Raw genomic sequence first — 15941 nt, forward strand, 5'->3', positions numbered from 1 at the left:
TTTGGGCAACAACATTCAAGCCCGGTGCGAATCACGCACCAGGCTATCAACCGGATTATCGGGAGCTGGCTGCCTACTTCGAGGCCTTGGACTTGCCGTTCTGGTGAGCCCGCAGGATGCGGCTCTTGAGCACGTTGGATGCCTTGAAGGTCATCACCCGGCGCGGCAGGATCGGCACTTCTTCACCCGTCTTGGGGTTGCGGCCGACACGTTCGTTCTTGTCGCGAACGTGGAAGGTGGCGAAAGACGACAATTTCACCGTCTCGCCACGCACGATTGCTTCGCAGATTTCGTCGAGAACGGTTTCGACCAGCTGCGCCGATTCCGTGCGCGACAGGCCGACTTTCCGATAGACGGATTCAGCGAGGTCGGCACGTGTCAGTGTCTTTCCCCCCATGCGACGGGCCCCATCCTCAATATCTGAAATCCAGCAACGCGCCGGAGGTTAAGTAATTGATCCGTCAAGGTCAAGGACCGATCCGATGACCTTTTCAAGACACCGCGCGGAGGCCTGAGCCTGCGCGCTCACCACCTCACGAGCACGGCGCCCCAGGTGAAACCGCCGCCCATCGCCTCAAGCATGACAAGGTCGCCCTTCTTGATGCGTCCGTCGGCAACGGCAGCCGAAAGCGCCAGCGGCACCGAGGCGGCCGACGTGTTCCCGTGCAGATGCACCGTCACGACGGCCTTTTCCTCGGCAATGCCGAGCTTCTTGGCCGAGGCATCGATGATGCGCTTGTTGGCCTGGTGCGGCACGAACCAGTCAAGTGTGTCGGCTGATACACCGGTCTGGGCGAAGACGTCCTCGATCACGTCGGTGATCATGCCCACCGCATGCTTGAAGACCTCGCGGCCTTCCATCTTGAGATGGCCGACAGTGCCGGTGGTGGACGGACCGCCATCGACATAAAGCTTGTCCTTGTGCGTTCCGTCGGAGCGCAGGCTGGCGGCCAGCACGCCGCGGTCGGCGATGGTGCCCGCACTTTCTTCAGCTTCCAGCACCAGCGCTCCGGCGCCGTCGCCAAACAGCACGCAGGTCGAGCGGTCGGTCCAGTCGAGAATGCGCGAAAACGTCTCGGAGCCGATCACCAGCACGCGCCTGGCAAGGCCGCCCTTGATGTAGAGGTCGGCGGTGGTGACGGCGTAGACGAAGCCACTGCACACGGCCTGCATGTCGAAGGCGAAGCCATGGCGCATGCCGAGCCGGTTCTGGATCTCGACGGCTGTGGCGGGAAAGGTGTTGTTCGGCGTCGAGGTGGCGAGCACGATCAGGTCGATGTCGTCAGGCGTCAGGCCGGCATTGTCGAGCGCTGCGCGGGCCGCAGCCTCACCGAGCGAGGCCGTCGTCTCGTCGTCGGCGGCGATGTGGCGCTGGCGGATGCCGGTGCGCTGGGCGATCCACTCGTCCGAGGTCTCGACCATGCCTTCGAAATCGGCGTTCTTCATGATGCGGCGGGGCAGCGCCGAACCAATGCCGCGCACAACTGATCTGATCACGTTGAAAAATCCTATTCCTGATCTTCGACCGCGGCCGCGGGGCGACCCATTGCAGCATGCGGGTTGCGTGCATGAAACAGGTCGAGGTCTGCTTCGATACGGTCGAGCAGCCGGTTCCGGACCATATCATAGGCCATTTCGATGGCAGCGGCGAAGCCGTCGGCGTCAGCGCCGCCATGGCTTTTCACCACGATACCGTTGAGGCCGAGGAAGACGCCGCCATTGGCGCGGCGCACGTCCATCTTCTCGCGCAGCCGGTCGAAAGCGCCCTTGGCAAAGAGATAGCCGATCTTGGCCATCAGCGTGCGGCTCATCGCTTCGCGCAGATAGCCGGCGATCTGGCGTGCCGTGCCTTCGGCGGTCTTGAGCGCGATGTTGCCGGAAAAGCCCTCGGTGACGACCACGTCGGTGGTGCCCTTGCCGATGTCGTCGCCTTCGACGAAACCCTGGTAGTTCATCGAGGCCATGTTGGCCTCGCGCAGCATGCGCCCGGCTTCCTTGACCTCTTCCTGGCCCTTGATCTCTTCGACGCCGACATTGAGCAAGCCGACAGTCGGCCGATCGATGCCGAACAGGGCGCGCGCCATGCCGGTGCCCAGAATGGCGAAATCGGTGAGCTGGTGCGCATCCGCGCCAATGGTGGCGCCGACGTCGAGCACGACGCTCTCGCCGCGCGCCGTCGGCCACAGGGCGGCGATTGCCGGGCGGTCGATCGTCGCCATGGTGCGCAGGCAGAATTTCGACATCGCCATCAGCGCGCCGGTGTTGCCGGCGGAGACGCAGGCGTCCGACGTGCCCGACTTGACCGCTTCGATCGCCTTCCACATCGACGACTTCCAGCGCCCCTGGCGCAGCGCCTGGCTCGGCTTGTCGTCCATGCGCACGGCGACCTCGCAGTGCACGAACTCGCTGACGGCAGCAAGCTTGGGATACTTGGCCAGCTCGGGACGGACCACTTCTTCGCGGCCATAGATGATGAAGCGAATATCGGTGCGCCTGATGGCGACCTTGGCCAGGGCAGGAATGATCACGGAAGGGCCGTGATCGCCACCCATGGCATCAATGGAAATCTTGATCACGCGTCGGTCATCTCACTGTTGGCGTAGCTGGGCACGCAAAAGTCCGGCGAAAGTAACGATTTTGGGCAACCGCACAACCGGGATTACGCGAAACGGCAGGCGTTTTCAAAGCTTCTTGGATATTAGGCGGAGCTTTTTCTGGAATTCGCTCTCGACTGGCTCGACATCGTCATCGTCAGTACTGGCGACCGCGACGCCGGTCTTGCGCGGATAAGGGTCGATGGCGAGGCCGAAGAACTCCTCGGCCAGCGCGCCCGCATCGATGGTGTCGCCGGTGAAGGTTTCGGGCGCGTCGGGGCCCTCGGCGTCGAGCAGGATTTCGCCGGCCGCGTTGAAGCCCTGCCTGGCAAGCTTGGAGTCCTCGGGCAGGAAAACGCCCTCGACATCCTCGTCGATCACCGCCTCGACAGGCTCAAGCGTGACGACGCAGGCCTGGGTGATCGCTGCCTGGACCCGACCGCGGACCTTGACGCCATTGCGCTTCCACTTGGTGACAAGCAGGTCCGCCTTGTAGCGTTCGACCGACGTCAGGCCATGCACCTCAGCCAATGCGGCACGCTGGGCGGCATCGGCATCGACTGTTACAGCCATGCCCTTCTGCGGCAGCCTGGCGACATTGACCTTGAAGGAAACCGGACTCTGGGTCTCGTCAGGCATCATGGGGTGGCCTCCTTCAGGCTGCCTGTGGCGCCGGATATGACAATTTGCCGGCACATATGTCTTCCGATGGCTGCTCGGCAAGAGCGCGATTCGCCGCAAAGACATATTCGGCGAGTGCTGCGGCTTCCGGCCAGTCCTGCACCTCGGGGCGGACATTGCGCAAAAGTGCTGCGGCAAGCGCCGGATGATCATCGCCTTCGAGCGCGTTCTTGTAGGATTCTGTGCGGCCGTAAAACATCTTGGCCAGCTTCTTCATGCGCTTGGGCACGCCGACGTCGCTGATGCCGAGCTCGCGCAGCGAATGGTCGACATCGAGGAAGAACTCGTCGATCAGGCGCTGGGCGATGTCGGCCGCAGCCCCCGGCTCGCCGCGCAAACGATGCTGAAACAGGAACATGTGCAGCGAAAGCATCTCGAAACGGCCAAGCGGCGTGTCGGGAACATTCCATGCGGAATAAAAAGGTTCCTGCCGCGCGGCTGCCACGATTCGTGTATAGAGCGCCTCGGTGATGGCGCGATTGGCCTGGCGTTCACGGCCAAACAGACGCTTAAACATTTTGAGGGCGGTCTCCCGGGGACCCGTTTCGCTTAGTGGCCTTGTTGCATCGGCGCGCAAGCTGGTTTACCGGTTTTGCGGCTTCGCGCAAGCAGGGGCTCTGGCACGACAGGATGGAGTTGTTGTTGCACTCGCTGAAATTCAAGATGCCATTTTCGTTGCGTCCGGCTGGCGCCGTGTCGCTGATCGTGGCCGCTGCCGCGCTGTCGGCATGCAACACCTCGAAGACGTTCGGTGACCTGACCCCCAGCGAGACGCTGACCCAGGGCTATGTCATCGACCAGCAGTCGATCGACTCCGTGCCGGTGGGCTCGAGCCGCGAGCAGGTGCTGCTCGCTCTCGGCACGCCGTCGACGACGGCGACCTTCGACAATGAGGTGTTCTACTACATCTCCCAGACGCGCCGGCGCGCCGTCGCCTTCGCCAAGCCGAAGCTGATCGAACAGCGCGTGCTGGCCGTCTATTTCGGCGCCGACGGCCGCGTCTCGAACATCGCCAATTACGGCCTGCAGGAAGGCAAGGTGTTCGACTTCATCTCGCGCACGACGCCGACCGGCGGCAAGGACCAGAACTTCCTCGGCCAGCTGCTTTCGGGCGCGGGCAAGATGGGGTCGAGTGCTGCCAGCAGCATCTTCGGCAACTGATCCGCCCACTGAGGTTCAGAAATCTCAGGCAACAGGACCCGCGGAAGCAATTCCGCGGGTTTTTCTTTGGGCTGGACAAGGCCTACGAAAAACCCCGCCCGCAGAGGCTGCGGACGGGATCAATGGTTCTGCCTCAGAGAGGCAAGCAGTTCGAAAGGATCAGCCGCCGCTGTGCGCGAGCACGGCAAGCAGCAGAAGGGCGACGATGTTGGTGATCTTGATCGCCGGGTTCACTGCCGGGCCGGCAGTGTCCTTGTAGGGATCGCCGACGGTATCGCCTGTCACAGAGGCCTTGTGGGCCTCGGAGCCCTTCAGGTGCTTGACGCCGTCCTTGTCGGTGAAGCCGTCCTCGAACGACTTTTTGGCGTTGTCCCAGGCACCGCCGCCTGAAGTCATCGAAATCGCAACGAACAGGCCGTTGACGATGACGCCGAGCAGCGAGGCACCGAGGGCGGCAAAGGCCGAGGCCTTGGAGCCCGAGATCAGCAGCACGCCGAAATAGACGACGAGCGGCGCCAGCACCGGCAGCAGCGACGGAATGATCATTTCCTTGATCGCCGCCTTGGTCAGAAGGTCGACGGCGCGGGCGTAATTGGGCTTCGAGGTGCCCTTCATGATGCCCGGATCCTCGCGGAACTGCTTGCGCACCTCCTCGACGATCGAGCCTGCGGCACGGCCGACGGCGGTCATTGCGATGCCGCCGAACAGATAAGGAATGAGGCCGCCGAAGATCAGGCCGGCGACGACGTAGGGGTTGGACAGATCGAACGACACCGTGCCGATGTCGGCGAAATACGGGAACTGCGCGCTGTTGGCGGCAAAGTACTGCAGGTCGTAGCTGTAGGCGGCAAACAGCACCAGAGCGCCGAGACCGGCCGAGCCGATGGCGTAGCCCTTGGTGACGGCCTTGGTGGTGTTGCCGACCGCATCAAGCGCGTCGGTCGAATGACGCACTTCCTTGGGCAGGCCGGCCATTTCGGCAATGCCGCCGGCATTGTCGGTGACCGGGCCGAAGGCATCGAGCGCCACGATCATGCCGGCAAGGCCGAGCATGGTGGTGACGGCAATGGCCGTGCCGAACAGGCCGGCAAGCTGAAAGGTGGCGATGATGCCGCCGACGATGACGATGGCCGGCAGCGCCGTCGATTCGAGCGATACGGCCAGGCCCTGGATCACGTTGGTGCCGTGACCGGTGACCGACGCCTGGGCGATCGAATTGACCGGGCGCTTGTTGGTACCGGTGTAGTATTCGGTGATGACGACGATCAGCCCTGTTACCACCAGGCCGATCAGGCCGCAGATGAACAGGTTCTGACCCGTGATCACGACACCACCCCCGGTGCCGATTTCACCCCAGCCGACAGTCAGCGAGGTCGCCGCCCCCAGGCCGACGATCGAGAGAAGGCCGGTGACGATCAGCCCCTTGTAGAGCGCGCCCATGATCGAGCCGTTGGAGCCGAGCTTGACGAAGAACGTGCCGACGATCGAGGTGATGATGCAGGCGCCGCAGATGGCGAGCGGGTAGAGCATCACGTTGGAGAGAACCTCGGTTCCGCCGAAGAAGATGGCGCCGAGCACCATGGTGGCGACGACGGTCACGGCATAGGTTTCGAACAGATCGGCGGCCATGCCGGCGCAGTCGCCGACATTGTCGCCGACATTGTCGGCGATGGTTGCGGGGTTGCGCGGATCATCCTCGGGGATGCCGGCTTCCACCTTGCCGACGAGATCGCCGCCGACATCGGCACCCTTGGTGAAGATGCCGCCGCCGAGACGGGCAAAGATCGAGATCAGGGAAGCGCCGAAACCGAGCGCCACCAGCGAATCGATGACGACGCGGTCGGCAGGCGCATGGCCCATCGGGCCGGTCAGAACGAGATAGTAGACGGAGACGCCAAGCAGAGCGAGGCCGGCCACCAGCATGCCGGTGATCGCACCCGACTTGAAGGCGATGTCGAGGCCGGCGGCGAGGCTGTTGGAGGCGGCCTGCGCAGTGCGCACATTGGCCCGGACCGAAACATGCATGCCGATGAAGCCGGCAGCACCTGAAAGCACTGCACCAATCAAAAAGCCGATCGCCGCGGTCGCGGAAAGCAGCCACCATGCGAGCAGGAACACGACGACGCCGACGATGGCGATGGTGGTGTATTGGCGCGCCAGATATGCCTGCGCACCTTCTCGGATGGCGGCGGAGATTTCCTGCATGCGCGCATTGCCCTGGTCGGATGCAAGCACCGACTGAGTCGCCCAGATGGCGTACAGGACAGATAGCAGGCCGCAGGCGATGACGACGTAAAGCATTGTCATTGCCAATTTCTCTTCCCTGATTGTGCCCGGAATTCCCCTCCCCGGGCTAGTGAACGAGACCGGCAGCCTCTCATTGGTTTCCGGCCCCTGGCGAACAATCCGAAACAGGGCAGCGCACGTCAAGATATCGAAAAGGTGTTTCTCGGCTTTCGCCGCCCCGTTATTGCCGACAACAGAGCTTTGGAGCGCCGTGCGTCCGGATAGACGCACAAACAACGCGCCAACTCATCAACTCTGCGCATCATGCTTTCCGAACATCGATTCCGATTTTCGGAGCATCAGGCCAGATCACGATCCGGCTGATTGACGAAGATCAGCACCGCCAGCATGGTCATGTAGAATTTGAAGGCGGCGTCCTGGCCGTTCCATGTGCTCGACTGCCACATGGCGAACCATTCGCCGCCAATGACCATGAAGCCCAGGAACCAGACCAGGAACCCCATGGTGGCGCCGATGACGACGAAGCCCTTGGCGTCATCGAACTGCCGGCCCGAACCTTTGCGTGCCTGCCAGAGTTGCAGCGCGGCGATCAGGAACAGCACGCAGGTCAGCGCCTCGCCGAAGATGATCAACCAGTAGCCGACGGTCCACAATGTCGGACTGGTGATCGAGCGATACATCAGCGCGTTGCCCGGGAAAGTGGTGTCCATGCTCAGGACGTGCTGGACGAAGGCGAAGTTGGAGCCGTAGTCGGTGATATTGCCGAACGCCACCAGAAAGGCGAAAGCTGCAAGACAAAGACACATCACGATCTTAGAGAGACGCCAAACCATGGCAAAAACTCCTTCAAATGGCAGACCGGGGCATCAGCCAGATCAATCACCGAGTCTCGGCGGCGGCGCAACTGCCGAGACGATCGACGTGACGTTGACCGGCTCGGCGCGGATCCATGCCAGCAAGGCGGGGTTGGAGGGTGTGCTCGGCACGCTTGCGCTTTCGCCACAGTGCCAGACGGGCGACGTGGTGACGGTGTCGGCAAACGGCGCCAGTCACGACTTTGCCGTGCTGCGCCGCCGCTGGATCGTTGGTGCAGCGGGCAACCGGCTCGAGATCACGCTCGACTATCCGGCGCGTGGCCGGTAGGCCGCTCAGGCCACCTGCCCCATGCGCCGCGCCGCCATGCGCTCCAGCGCCGACAGCGCGTCATAGATCAGAACGGCAAGGGCCGCGACGATCAGCCCGCCCTGCAGGACGAAGGCCAGATTGTTGGATTGCAGCCCGGCGATGATGACCTCGCCGAGGGTCTTTGCGGCAACGGTCGAGCCGATGGTGGCAGTGGCGAGACTGATGACGACCGACAGCCGGATGCCGGCGAGCATGACCGGCAGGCAAAGCGGCAGCTCGACCTTGGTGAGGCGCTGCCAGCCGGTCATGCCGGCGCCGCGGGCCGCCTCGACGATGCTGGGCGGCGTGGTGGTGAGGCCGGTCAGCGTGTTTTCGAAGATCGGCAGCAGGCCGTAGAGGAACAGCGCAATCAGCGTCGGCTTCTCGCCGAAGCCGACGGCGGGAACGGCAAGCGCCAGCACCGCGACCGGCGGAAATGTCTGGCCGATATTCACCAGGCTGCGCGACAGGGGCAGGAATTCGGCGCCGATTGGCCGGGTGACAAGGATGGCGAGTGCAACCGCAACGACGATCGCCGCAGCGGTGGCGATGGCGACGGTGCGCAGGTGCAGCAGCGCCAGAGACAGCAGGCTGCCCTGGTTGTAGACCGCCGGCGCGCCATTCTGGGTCAGCGGCCTGAGCAGCGGCTCGAACCACAGCGGATTGCTCAGGAACGCCACCAGCAGCGCCAGCAGGCACAGGCGCAGCAGCAGCGGAAGCCAGGCCCTCATTGCGGCCTCGCGGCACGTTTCACAAGGCCTTCGACCGTCACGCGGCCAAGGGCAGCACCATTTTCGCCCGTCACCGGCATGGCGGGGCGTCCCGACCACAACAGCTCGGCGAGCGCGTCGCGCTGGCTTGCCCCGGCACGGATGCCCTCGCCTGCCGCCGGTCCCGGCTCGACGGCATCACCGACGGTGCCGAGCGACAGAAGCTTGAACGGACGGTCGGAGGCGCCAATCAGCGTCTCGACGAAATCGCTGGCGGGATTGGCCAGGATATCGGCCGGTGTCGCATACTGGACGAGCTTGCCGGCATCCATGACGGCGATGCGGTCGCCGAGGTGAACCGCCTCCTCCATGTCGTGGGTGACGAGGATGATGGTGGTGCCGAAGCGCTTCTGGATCGCGAGCAGGTCTTCCTGCGCCTTGGTGCGGATGATCGGGTCGAGCGCGCCGAAAGGTTCGTCCATCAGAAGCACGTTGGGCTCGGCGGCGAGCGCGCGGGCGACGCCGACACGCTGCTGCTGGCCACCCGACAACTCATGCGGATAACGCGGGCCAAAGGCTGCGGGATCGAGCTGCAGCAAGGCCAGCAACTCGTCGACCCGCGCCTTGATGCGCGCGGCGTCCCAGCCGAGCAGCGCGGGAACGGTGGCGATGTTCTGCGCCACGGTGCGGTGCGGAAACAGACCATTGCCCTGGATGGCGTAGCCGATGGAGCGGCGAAGCTCATGGCCCGGCACCGAGCGGTTGTCGATGCCGTCGAGCCTGATCGTGCCGGAGCTCGGCTCGACCAGACGGTTGATCATGCGCAACAGCGTCGTCTTGCCCGAACCGGAGGTGCCGACGATCACGGTGACCGTGCGCGGCTCGATGACCATCGAAACGTCGTCGACGACAGTGGTCTCACCGTAGCGCTTGGTGATGTGGTCGATTTCGATCATGCGGCAGCCACTTCGGTGGATTTGCGGGTCGCGACTGTTTCGACCACTGCGTCAAGAATGATGGCGGCGGCAAAGGCCAGCGCCACCGTCGGCACGGCGCCGAGCAGGACGAGATCCATCGCCGTCTGGCCGACGCCCTGGAAAACGAAGACCCCGAAACCGCCGCCGCCGATCAGCGCGGCGATGGTGGCAAGGCCGATGTTCTGGACCAACACGATTCGGATGCCGGTCAGGATGACGGGAAAGGCGAGCGGGAACTCGACGCCGCTCAGCCGCTGCCAGCCCGTCATGCCCACGCCGCGCGCCGCGTCATTGGCTGCACGCGGCACGCCGGCAAGACCGACGACGGTGTTGGCGACCACCGGCAGCAGCGAATAGAGAAACAGCGCGACGAAGGCCGGTGCGGCACCTATGCCGCGAATGCCGAGCACTGAGGCGCCGGGAACATTGGCGGCGACCCAGCCGAGCGGCGCGATCAGGATGCCGAACAGCGCAATCGACGGAATGGTCTGTATGATGTTGAGCACGTTGAGCACGCCGTCCCGCAGCGCCTGGACACGGTGACACAGGATGCCGAGCGGCAGGCCGACAAGGGTGGCGGCAAAAAGCGAGCCGAGGGCCAGTTCGACATGACGCCGCGCCTCGTTCCAGAAACTGTCAGCGCGATTGGCGTATTCCTTGAGGATCGACAGACTGTCCCATTGGCCCGAGGCGAGCAGAAGCCAGATTGCCGCGGCGCCGATGCCGAGCACGACAACGCGCCCGACCGGCGACAGTTGCAGCCGGGTCAGGACATCGGCGAGCAGAAGCGTGAAGGCAAAGATCAGCAGCCAGAAGCCGGAGGCCGGCGATATCCGGGCAAAGGTGTTGCCTTCAGGGGTCAGGTGGCTGCCGGCGACGCCTATGAGCAATGCGAGCGACGCAAGCGTCACAGCGGCGGCGCCGAGCCGTGCCACCAGGGGCGTCCTGAACAGGGCAATGAGGCCGGCGGCAACCAGAACGGCAAGCAGAACCGCGCCGAGCGGCTGCGGCAGGGCCTCGATGATCGAACGCGGCTCGCCAGCGACGATGCGGTTGGCGCGGAAAATGGCAAATGGCGCCGAGAAGGCGCCATAACAGGCGATCAGGGCGATCACCACGCCAAGTTTGTCGAACCTGATGCTCACGACTGCGATGCGTCCCCGGTTCCCCTGGCGCGCACCCCGATGCATGACCCCGACAATCGATGGCGATTGTCGCACGGGATCATTCACGGTGTTCCTGTCTTGCAGTGCCGTGCGTCCGAAAAGGACGCTCGGCGCCGTAAGCGAGCACGCGCCGGAAGAGCTTACTTCAGAAAGCCGTTCTTCTTCAGGAAATCTTCGGCGACGGCCTTGGCTGGCTCACCGCCGACCTGGACGCGGCCGTTGAGCTCCTGCAGCGTGACCAGATCGAGCTTCTCGAACACCGGCTTGAGCAGCGTTTCGATCTCCGGATGCTCCTTCAGCACGGCCTCTCGGATGATCGGCGCCGGCTGGTAGACCGGCTGCACCCCCTTGTCGTCGTCGAGCACGACGAGGCCGGACGGCGCGATGCCGCCGTCGGTGCCATAGACCATGGCAGCATTGGCGCCGTTGGTCTGGTTGGCGGCCGCACCGATCGTGGCAGCAGTATCACCGCCGGAGAGCGTGATCAGCTGTTCGGGCTTGAGGGTGAAGCCATAGGTGGTCTGGAAGGCCGGAAGGGCTGCGGCCGAGTTGACGAATTCGGACGACGCGGCCAGCACGACGGTGCCGCCGCCGGCGACATATTTGCCGAAGTCGCTGAGCGTGGCGAGCTTGTTGGCCTCGGCCACGTCCTTGCGCAGGGCGATCGCCCAGGTGTTGTTGGCGGGCGACGGCGACAGCCAGACGATTTTGTTGGCGTCATAGTCGAGCTTCTTGGCGGTCTCGAAACCCTTGGCGGCATCCTTCCACAGCGGATCGTCGGCCTTTTCGAAGAAGAAGCCCGCATTGCCGGTGTATTCGGGATAGATGTCGATCTCGCCTGCGGTGATCGCCTTGCGCACGACGGGCGTCGCCCCGAGCTGGATGCGGTCGGTGGTGGCGATGTTGTTGGCGTCGAGCACTGCCTTGATGATGTTGCCGAGCACGCCGCCTTCGGTGTCGATCTTGGAAGACACCACCACCTGGGCGCTCGCGGCACCCGTGGCGAGGCCGAGCGCGATCGCCGCAGCCGCGATGGATTTCTTGTACATAATGAAAAGCCCCTTCTCACTTCAGGATTCCGGTGGCCGCATATGAGCATGGCGACCCAGCGTCCGTCGGGGCATACGGTTTCACAATGCGCAGGGGCAGCGCAATATTTTTCTGAATATCAAAGAAAATCGGGAGGACCTCCTCCCGACAACGTCTTGTCAGGAGCAGCCTGTCAGGTGGGCTGCCGGCGCTGCGCCAGGGACAGCGTGGCCAGCGCCGCGAGACAGATGGCGCTGACCGGGAAGACGATCCAGTTGAGCGTGTCCCAGCCATAGGCGTTGTAGACCGCGCCCGACATCAGCGAGGCGAAGGCAACGGCGCCGAACAGGACGAAGTCGTGGAAACCCTGGACCTTGCTCTTCTCGGACGGGCGATAGGCCGTCGAGACGATGGCCGTTGCACCGATGAAACCGAAATTCCAGCCGAGACCGAGCAGGATCAGAGCCGTCCAGAACTGCCACAGTGCGATGCCCGACAGGGCGACGATGGCGCAGGCGATCAGCAGCAGAAGGCCAAAGGCAACGACACGCTCGGCGCCAAAACGCTGGATGACGCGGCCGGTGAAGAAGCTGGGACCGAACATCGCCATGACGTGCCAGGAAATGCCCAGCGTCGCCTCGTCAGGCGAGAAACCGCAGCCGACCATGGCCAAGGGCGCGCCGGTCATGACGAAGCTCATCAGCGTGTAGCTGCCGACGGCGCAGGTGAGTGCAGCGGCGAAACGTGGTTCGGTGACGATCTCCTTCAGCGGCCGCGCGCCGGCCTCCGAAGCCGCCTGGTGATCGTGAACCGGTTCCTTGACCCTGAGGAAGGACAGGATGATGGCGCCGACGGCGGCCAGGCCGATGATCGAGGCGAAGGAGCCGGCAAACATCACAGGCGCGAACAGCTCGCGCGTGAAGATGACGATCTGCGGCCCGATAATGGCGGTGATGATGCCGCCAGCGAGCACGAAGGAGATCGCATTGGCCTTGAACTGGGGCGGCGCATTGTCGGCGGCGGCGAAGCGGAATTGCTGGACGAAGGCACCGCCGGCGCCAAGCAGCACGAGGCCGAAGACGAAGAGCCAGAACTCGGCACGGAACAGCGCGAGCGTGGCGACCGCGCCGCCGATGGCGGTGACGGCGGTGCCGAACATGAAGCCGCTGCGCTGGCCGATCCTGCGGATGATGGCCGCCGCTGGCAAGGCGCCGATCGCCAGACCCAGGCTGAAGCCGGTGATGGGAAGGGTCGCCAGCGACTTGTCGGCGTCGAGCAGATAGTAGCCGGCGAGACCGCCGATGGCGAAGGAGATCGGGGCGGCGGAACCGATGATGGCTTGCGATGCGGCGAGAATATAGGCAGTTCGCCGCGCTTCGCGTTCGCCACCGGTCATAATGCGTCCTTGCCCTTGCCTTCGCCGCGCAGCTTGCGCGAGACACGATCCAGTACGGCGTTGACGAGCTTGGGCTCGTCTTCGATGTAGAATGCCTTGGCGATGTCGACATATTCCGACACGATCACCGCCACCGGCACGTCCTGGCGCTTCATCAATTCATAGACGCCGGCGCGCAGGATGGCGCGTAGTGTCGAGTCGAGACGCGACAGCGGCCAGTCCTCGGTCAGCGACTGGCGGATGACAGGATCGACGACCTTCTGATTTTCGACGACGCCGGCAAGGATGGCGCGGAACCACTGGGCGTCGGCCTCGCGGTAGAGCGCGCCGTCGACTTCCTTGCCGAGGCGGAACGCCTCGTATTCGGCGGTAATTTCGAGCAGGCCGCTGCCGGCCACGTCCATCTGGTAGAGCGCCTGGACGGCGGCCAGACGGGCAGCGCCGCGCTTGTTGGCGTGGCGGACTGGCGGCTGGCCGTTATCTTCGGAAGACGTCACGAGCGGGCTGCTCCGAGTTTTTCGCGCACGGCGATCATAGTCAGGGCCGCGCGCGCGGCAAAGCCACCCTTGTCGCCTTCGGTGCGGCGGGCACGCGCCCAGGCCTGGTCGTCGTTTTCGACCGTCAGAATGCCGTTGCCGATGGCAATCGACTCGCCGACCGACAGATCCATGATGGCGCGGCAGGATTCGTTGGCGACGATGTCGAAATGATAGGTCTCGCCGCGGATGACGGTGCCGAGGGCGACATAACCGTCATAATGGGTGCCTTCGTCGTCGGCCGCATCGAGCGCGAACGAGATCACGGCCGGGATTTCAAGCGCGCCGGGAACCGTGATCACGTCATAGCCTGCGCCGGCGGCATCGAGTGCGGCCTTGGCGCCGTCCAGCAGCGCGTCCGAAAGGTCGTCGTAGAAGCGCGCCTCGACGATGAGGAGCTTCAGTTTCTTGTCGTTGGCCATGTAAAATCTCCGGCAGGAGCGGCTGACTTAGGCCGAACCGGATGAGTTCGCAAGCGAAGTGTTAAGGCCTGTGGCAGGAAACCGCTGTCCAGCGAGCGGCGCGCCAGTGTCCGGCGTCAGAGCCCTTCCCTTGCCGCCTCGGCCAGGCGCGCGGCATAACGCGCCATGGTGTCGATCTCGAGATTGACCCGGTCGCCGACCTTGCGCTCGCCCCAGGTCGTCACCTGCAACGAATGATGGATCAGCAGCACGTCGAAGCGGGTGGCCTCGACCTTGTTGACGGTCAGCGACGTCCCGTCGAGCGCAACCGAGCCCTTGGGCGCGATGAACCTGGCCAGCTCGCGCGGCGCCTCGAGGCGGAAGCGCACCGCTTCGCCCTCGTCCTCGCGGGCTATGATCTCGGCCATGCCGTCGACATGGCCCGACACGATGTGGCCGCCGAGCTCGTCGCCGATCTTCAGCGCCCGCTCGAGATTGATCCTGCTGCCGGCCTTCCAGTCGCTCGCCGTGGTCAGTCGCAGCGCCTCTTCCCAGGCCTCGACCTCGAACCAGCGGGCGTTTGAGGTTGCCTCGGGCAGCGCGACCACGGTCAGGCAGACGCCGGAGCAGGCAATCGAGGCGCCGATGTCGATGGTCTTCGGATCATAGGCGGTGTCGATACGCAGGCGCACGCCCTGGTCGAGCTGGGCTGCGGACGCGACTGTGGCCACGTCGGTGACGATCCCGGTAAACATCAGATTTCCCTTATCCATTCGGCGAAGCTGTCCTCGCCGTAGCGCGCCTCGCGCACGAGCGTGAACTCTGCCGGTATATGGTCGCGGCCAATGGGGGCCGCAATACCGTCGGCGCCGATGGCCTCGGGGCCGTAGAACAGTGCGATACGGTCGACCAGCCCCTCGTCGAGGAAGGCGCGCGCGGTGTCGGCGCCGCCTTCGACGATGATGCGCGATATGCCCTGGTTGCCGAGATCCTCGAGCAGCTCCGGAAGGGCGACGCGGCCATCATAGGTCTCGGTGGCCAGGAACTTCACCCCGGCGCGTTCCAGCTCCGCCCTGTTGGCGGCGTGGCTCTCGGAACAGGCGGCGACGATGACCGGAACGTCGGAGGCCGAGCGCGCCAGTTTCGAAGTCGCGGGCAGCCGGATGAGCCGGTCGAGCACGATGCGGGCCGGCGAACGGCTGCGCAGCCCGGGCAGGCGCACGGTGAGCTCGGGGTCGTCTGCGATGGCGGTGCCGATGCCGATCAGGATGGCTTCGCATTCGGCGCGCATGACATGGACCTGGCGGCGGGCGATCTCGCCTGTTATGCCGATCTGCCCCTCGCCGCGGCGGCCGATCATGCCATCGGCGGAAAGCGCAAGCTTCAGAATCACTTCCGGGCGCTTTCTCATCGAACGATTCATGTAACCGGCGAGCTGGTCGGCGGCCTCGCGGGCCAGAACGCCCTCTTTGACCTCGATGCCGGCTGAGCGAAGGATCGCGTAGCCCTTGCCGGAAACACGCGGGTCGGGATCGCTGGCGGCGCCGACGACACGGGTAATGCCCGCGTTGACAAGCGCGTTGGCGCAAGGCGGGGTGCGACCGTGATGGGCACAGGGCTCGAGCGTGACATAGGCGGTGGCGCCGCGCGCCAGCTGACCCGCCTCGGCGAGTGCTTCGGCTTCCGCATGCGGCCGCCCGCCAATGGCGGTGACGCCGCGGCCGACGATGACGGGTCCATTGCCGTCATCACGGACGATGAGCGTGCCGACCGCCGGATTTGTCGATGTCAGTCCGAGATGCTTGCGCGACAGCCTGATTGCGGCTGCCATGAAACGGCGGTCTGTCCTGTCTTGCCCGGATGCACTGATATCGACCAT

The 15941-nt window shown here is 64.4% G+C and carries 18 protein-coding genes; 2 read left to right on the top strand and 16 right to left on the bottom strand.

Features of this window, described 5'->3' with window-relative positions; translation table 11 throughout:
• Positions 1-73 precede the first annotated feature (73 nt).
• From H5P29_RS21035 to H5P29_RS21055, 5 genes are all read right to left on the bottom strand, one after another.
• Positions 74-397, bottom strand: coding sequence for an integration host factor subunit alpha (locus H5P29_RS21035; RefSeq protein WP_067962942.1), 324 nt, complete (start codon positions 395-397; stop codon positions 74-76).
• A gap of 128 nt (positions 398-525) precedes the next feature.
• Positions 526-1497: a beta-ketoacyl-ACP synthase III gene (locus H5P29_RS21040; RefSeq protein ID WP_182575608.1), complete on the bottom strand. Its 972-nt coding sequence runs from the start codon at positions 1495-1497 to the stop codon at positions 526-528.
• Between the two features lie 11 nt (positions 1498-1508).
• Positions 1509-2576, bottom strand: a complete 1068-nt coding sequence (gene plsX / locus H5P29_RS21045) for a phosphate acyltransferase PlsX (protein ID WP_182575607.1) — start codon at positions 2574-2576, stop codon at positions 1509-1511.
• A 105-nt stretch (positions 2577-2681) separates the two neighbouring features.
• Positions 2682-3236 carry a DUF177 domain-containing protein gene (locus H5P29_RS21050; RefSeq protein WP_067962952.1) on the bottom strand — a complete coding sequence of 185 codons (555 nt, stop codon included), beginning with the start codon at positions 3234-3236 and terminating at the stop codon, positions 2682-2684.
• A 13-nt stretch (positions 3237-3249) separates the two neighbouring features.
• Positions 3250-3792, bottom strand: a complete 543-nt coding sequence (locus H5P29_RS21055; protein ID WP_067962955.1) for a ubiquinol-cytochrome C chaperone family protein — start codon at positions 3790-3792, stop codon at positions 3250-3252.
• A 113-nt stretch (positions 3793-3905) separates the two neighbouring features.
• Between H5P29_RS21055 and H5P29_RS21060 the strand changes: the two genes are divergently transcribed.
• Positions 3906-4436, top strand: a complete 531-nt coding sequence (locus H5P29_RS21060; RefSeq protein WP_185910153.1) for an outer membrane protein assembly factor BamE — start codon at positions 3906-3908, stop codon at positions 4434-4436.
• A 159-nt stretch (positions 4437-4595) separates the two neighbouring features.
• Here the strand turns inward: H5P29_RS21060 and H5P29_RS21065 are convergent, their stop codons facing one another.
• Positions 4596-6743, bottom strand: a complete 2148-nt coding sequence (locus tag H5P29_RS21065) for a sodium-translocating pyrophosphatase (RefSeq protein ID WP_067962958.1) — start codon at positions 6741-6743, stop codon at positions 4596-4598.
• Between the two features lie 278 nt (positions 6744-7021).
• Complete coding sequence (locus tag H5P29_RS21070; RefSeq protein WP_154385572.1) at positions 7022-7516, bottom strand: DUF2165 family protein; 495 nt, start codon at positions 7514-7516, stop codon at positions 7022-7024.
• An 88-nt stretch (positions 7517-7604) separates the two neighbouring features.
• Here H5P29_RS21070 and H5P29_RS32615 point away from each other — a divergent pair, with 88 nt between their 5' ends.
• Positions 7605-7826: a hypothetical protein gene (locus tag H5P29_RS32615; RefSeq protein WP_246670790.1), complete on the top strand. Its 222-nt coding sequence runs from the start codon at positions 7605-7607 to the stop codon at positions 7824-7826.
• 5 nt (positions 7827-7831) lie between these two features.
• Here the strand turns inward: H5P29_RS32615 and H5P29_RS21080 are convergent, their stop codons facing one another.
• From H5P29_RS21080 to ribD, 9 genes are all read right to left on the bottom strand, one after another.
• On the bottom strand, positions 7832-8578 hold the full coding sequence (locus H5P29_RS21080; RefSeq protein ID WP_154385574.1) for an ABC transporter permease: 747 nt from the start codon (positions 8576-8578) through the stop codon (positions 7832-7834).
• A complete protein-coding gene (locus H5P29_RS21085) occupies positions 8575-9513 on the bottom strand; it encodes an ABC transporter ATP-binding protein (RefSeq protein WP_154385575.1) in 939 nt (312 codons plus the stop codon). Before H5P29_RS21085 ends, H5P29_RS21080 begins: the two co-directional genes overlap by 4 nt.
• Positions 9510-10724, bottom strand: a complete 1215-nt coding sequence (locus H5P29_RS21090) for an ABC transporter permease (RefSeq protein ID WP_154385576.1) — start codon at positions 10722-10724, stop codon at positions 9510-9512. Before H5P29_RS21090 ends, H5P29_RS21085 begins: the two co-directional genes overlap by 4 nt.
• A 116-nt stretch (positions 10725-10840) precedes the next feature.
• Positions 10841-11749 (bottom strand): ABC transporter substrate-binding protein, encoded by a 909-nt coding sequence (locus H5P29_RS21095; protein ID WP_154385577.1) that lies wholly within the window; start codon positions 11747-11749, stop codon positions 10841-10843.
• A gap of 173 nt (positions 11750-11922) precedes the next feature.
• Complete coding sequence (locus tag H5P29_RS21100; RefSeq protein WP_067962975.1) at positions 11923-13125, bottom strand: MFS transporter; 1203 nt, start codon at positions 13123-13125, stop codon at positions 11923-11925.
• The gene (gene nusB / locus H5P29_RS21105; RefSeq protein ID WP_331461944.1) at positions 13122-13529 is read right to left on the bottom strand and encodes a transcription antitermination factor NusB; all 408 of its coding nucleotides are present in this window, start codon (positions 13527-13529) and stop codon (positions 13122-13124) included. Before nusB ends, H5P29_RS21100 begins: the two co-directional genes overlap by 4 nt.
• Positions 13530-13618: 89 nt before the next feature.
• On the bottom strand, positions 13619-14083 hold the full coding sequence (gene ribH, locus H5P29_RS21110) for a 6,7-dimethyl-8-ribityllumazine synthase (RefSeq protein ID WP_067962980.1): 465 nt from the start codon (positions 14081-14083) through the stop codon (positions 13619-13621).
• Between the two features lie 116 nt (positions 14084-14199).
• Positions 14200-14817, bottom strand: a complete 618-nt coding sequence (locus H5P29_RS21115; RefSeq protein WP_067962983.1) for a riboflavin synthase — start codon at positions 14815-14817, stop codon at positions 14200-14202.
• On the bottom strand, positions 14817-15893 hold the full coding sequence (ribD, locus tag H5P29_RS21120) for a bifunctional diaminohydroxyphosphoribosylaminopyrimidine deaminase/5-amino-6-(5-phosphoribosylamino)uracil reductase RibD (RefSeq protein WP_246670791.1): 1077 nt from the start codon (positions 15891-15893) through the stop codon (positions 14817-14819). Before ribD ends, H5P29_RS21115 begins: the two co-directional genes overlap by 1 nt.
• Positions 15894-15941: the final 48 nt, after the last annotated feature.

Origin of the sequence: Aminobacter sp. MDW-2, from assembly GCF_014250155.1 — a bacterium.
GTDB lineage: Bacteria > Pseudomonadota > Alphaproteobacteria > Rhizobiales > Rhizobiaceae > Aminobacter > Aminobacter ciceronei.

What these genes read in the sequence shown, in the direction of transcription:
- H5P29_RS21035 (WP_067962942.1), bottom strand. Translation starts at nt 397, where the DNA reads ATGGGGGGAAAGACACTGACACGTGCCGACCTCGCTGAATCCGTCTAT.
- H5P29_RS21050 (WP_067962952.1), bottom strand. Translation starts at nt 3,236, where the DNA reads ATGATGCCTGACGAGACCCAGAGTCCGGTTTCCTTCAAGGTCAATGTC.
- H5P29_RS21055 (WP_067962955.1), bottom strand. Translation starts at nt 3,792, where the DNA reads ATGTTTAAGCGTCTGTTTGGCCGTGAACGCCAGGCCAATCGCGCCATC.
- H5P29_RS21060 (WP_185910153.1), top strand. Translation starts at nt 3,906, where the DNA reads ATGGAGTTGTTGTTGCACTCGCTGAAATTCAAGATGCCATTTTCGTTG.
- H5P29_RS21065 (WP_067962958.1), bottom strand. Translation starts at nt 6,743, where the DNA reads ATGACAATGCTTTACGTCGTCATCGCCTGCGGCCTGCTATCTGTCCTG.
- H5P29_RS21070 (WP_154385572.1), bottom strand. Translation starts at nt 7,516, where the DNA reads ATGGTTTGGCGTCTCTCTAAGATCGTGATGTGTCTTTGTCTTGCAGCT.
- H5P29_RS21080 (WP_154385574.1), bottom strand. Translation starts at nt 8,578, where the DNA reads ATGAGGGCCTGGCTTCCGCTGCTGCTGCGCCTGTGCCTGCTGGCGCTG.
- H5P29_RS21085 (WP_154385575.1), bottom strand. Translation starts at nt 9,513, where the DNA reads ATGATCGAAATCGACCACATCACCAAGCGCTACGGTGAGACCACTGTC.
- H5P29_RS21090 (WP_154385576.1), bottom strand. Translation starts at nt 10,724, where the DNA reads ATGCATCGGGGTGCGCGCCAGGGGAACCGGGGACGCATCGCAGTCGTG.
- H5P29_RS21095 (WP_154385577.1), bottom strand. Translation starts at nt 11,749, where the DNA reads ATGTACAAGAAATCCATCGCGGCTGCGGCGATCGCGCTCGGCCTCGCC.
- H5P29_RS21100 (WP_067962975.1), bottom strand. Translation starts at nt 13,125, where the DNA reads ATGACCGGTGGCGAACGCGAAGCGCGGCGAACTGCCTATATTCTCGCC.
- nusB (WP_331461944.1), bottom strand. Translation starts at nt 13,529, where the DNA reads ATGGACGTGGCCGGCAGCGGCCTGCTCGAAATTACCGCCGAATACGAG.
- ribH (WP_067962980.1), bottom strand. Translation starts at nt 14,083, where the DNA reads ATGGCCAACGACAAGAAACTGAAGCTCCTCATCGTCGAGGCGCGCTTC.
- H5P29_RS21115 (WP_067962983.1), bottom strand. Translation starts at nt 14,817, where the DNA reads ATGTTTACCGGGATCGTCACCGACGTGGCCACAGTCGCGTCCGCAGCC.
- ribD (WP_246670791.1), bottom strand. Translation starts at nt 15,893, where the DNA reads ATGGCAGCCGCAATCAGGCTGTCGCGCAAGCATCTCGGACTGACATCG.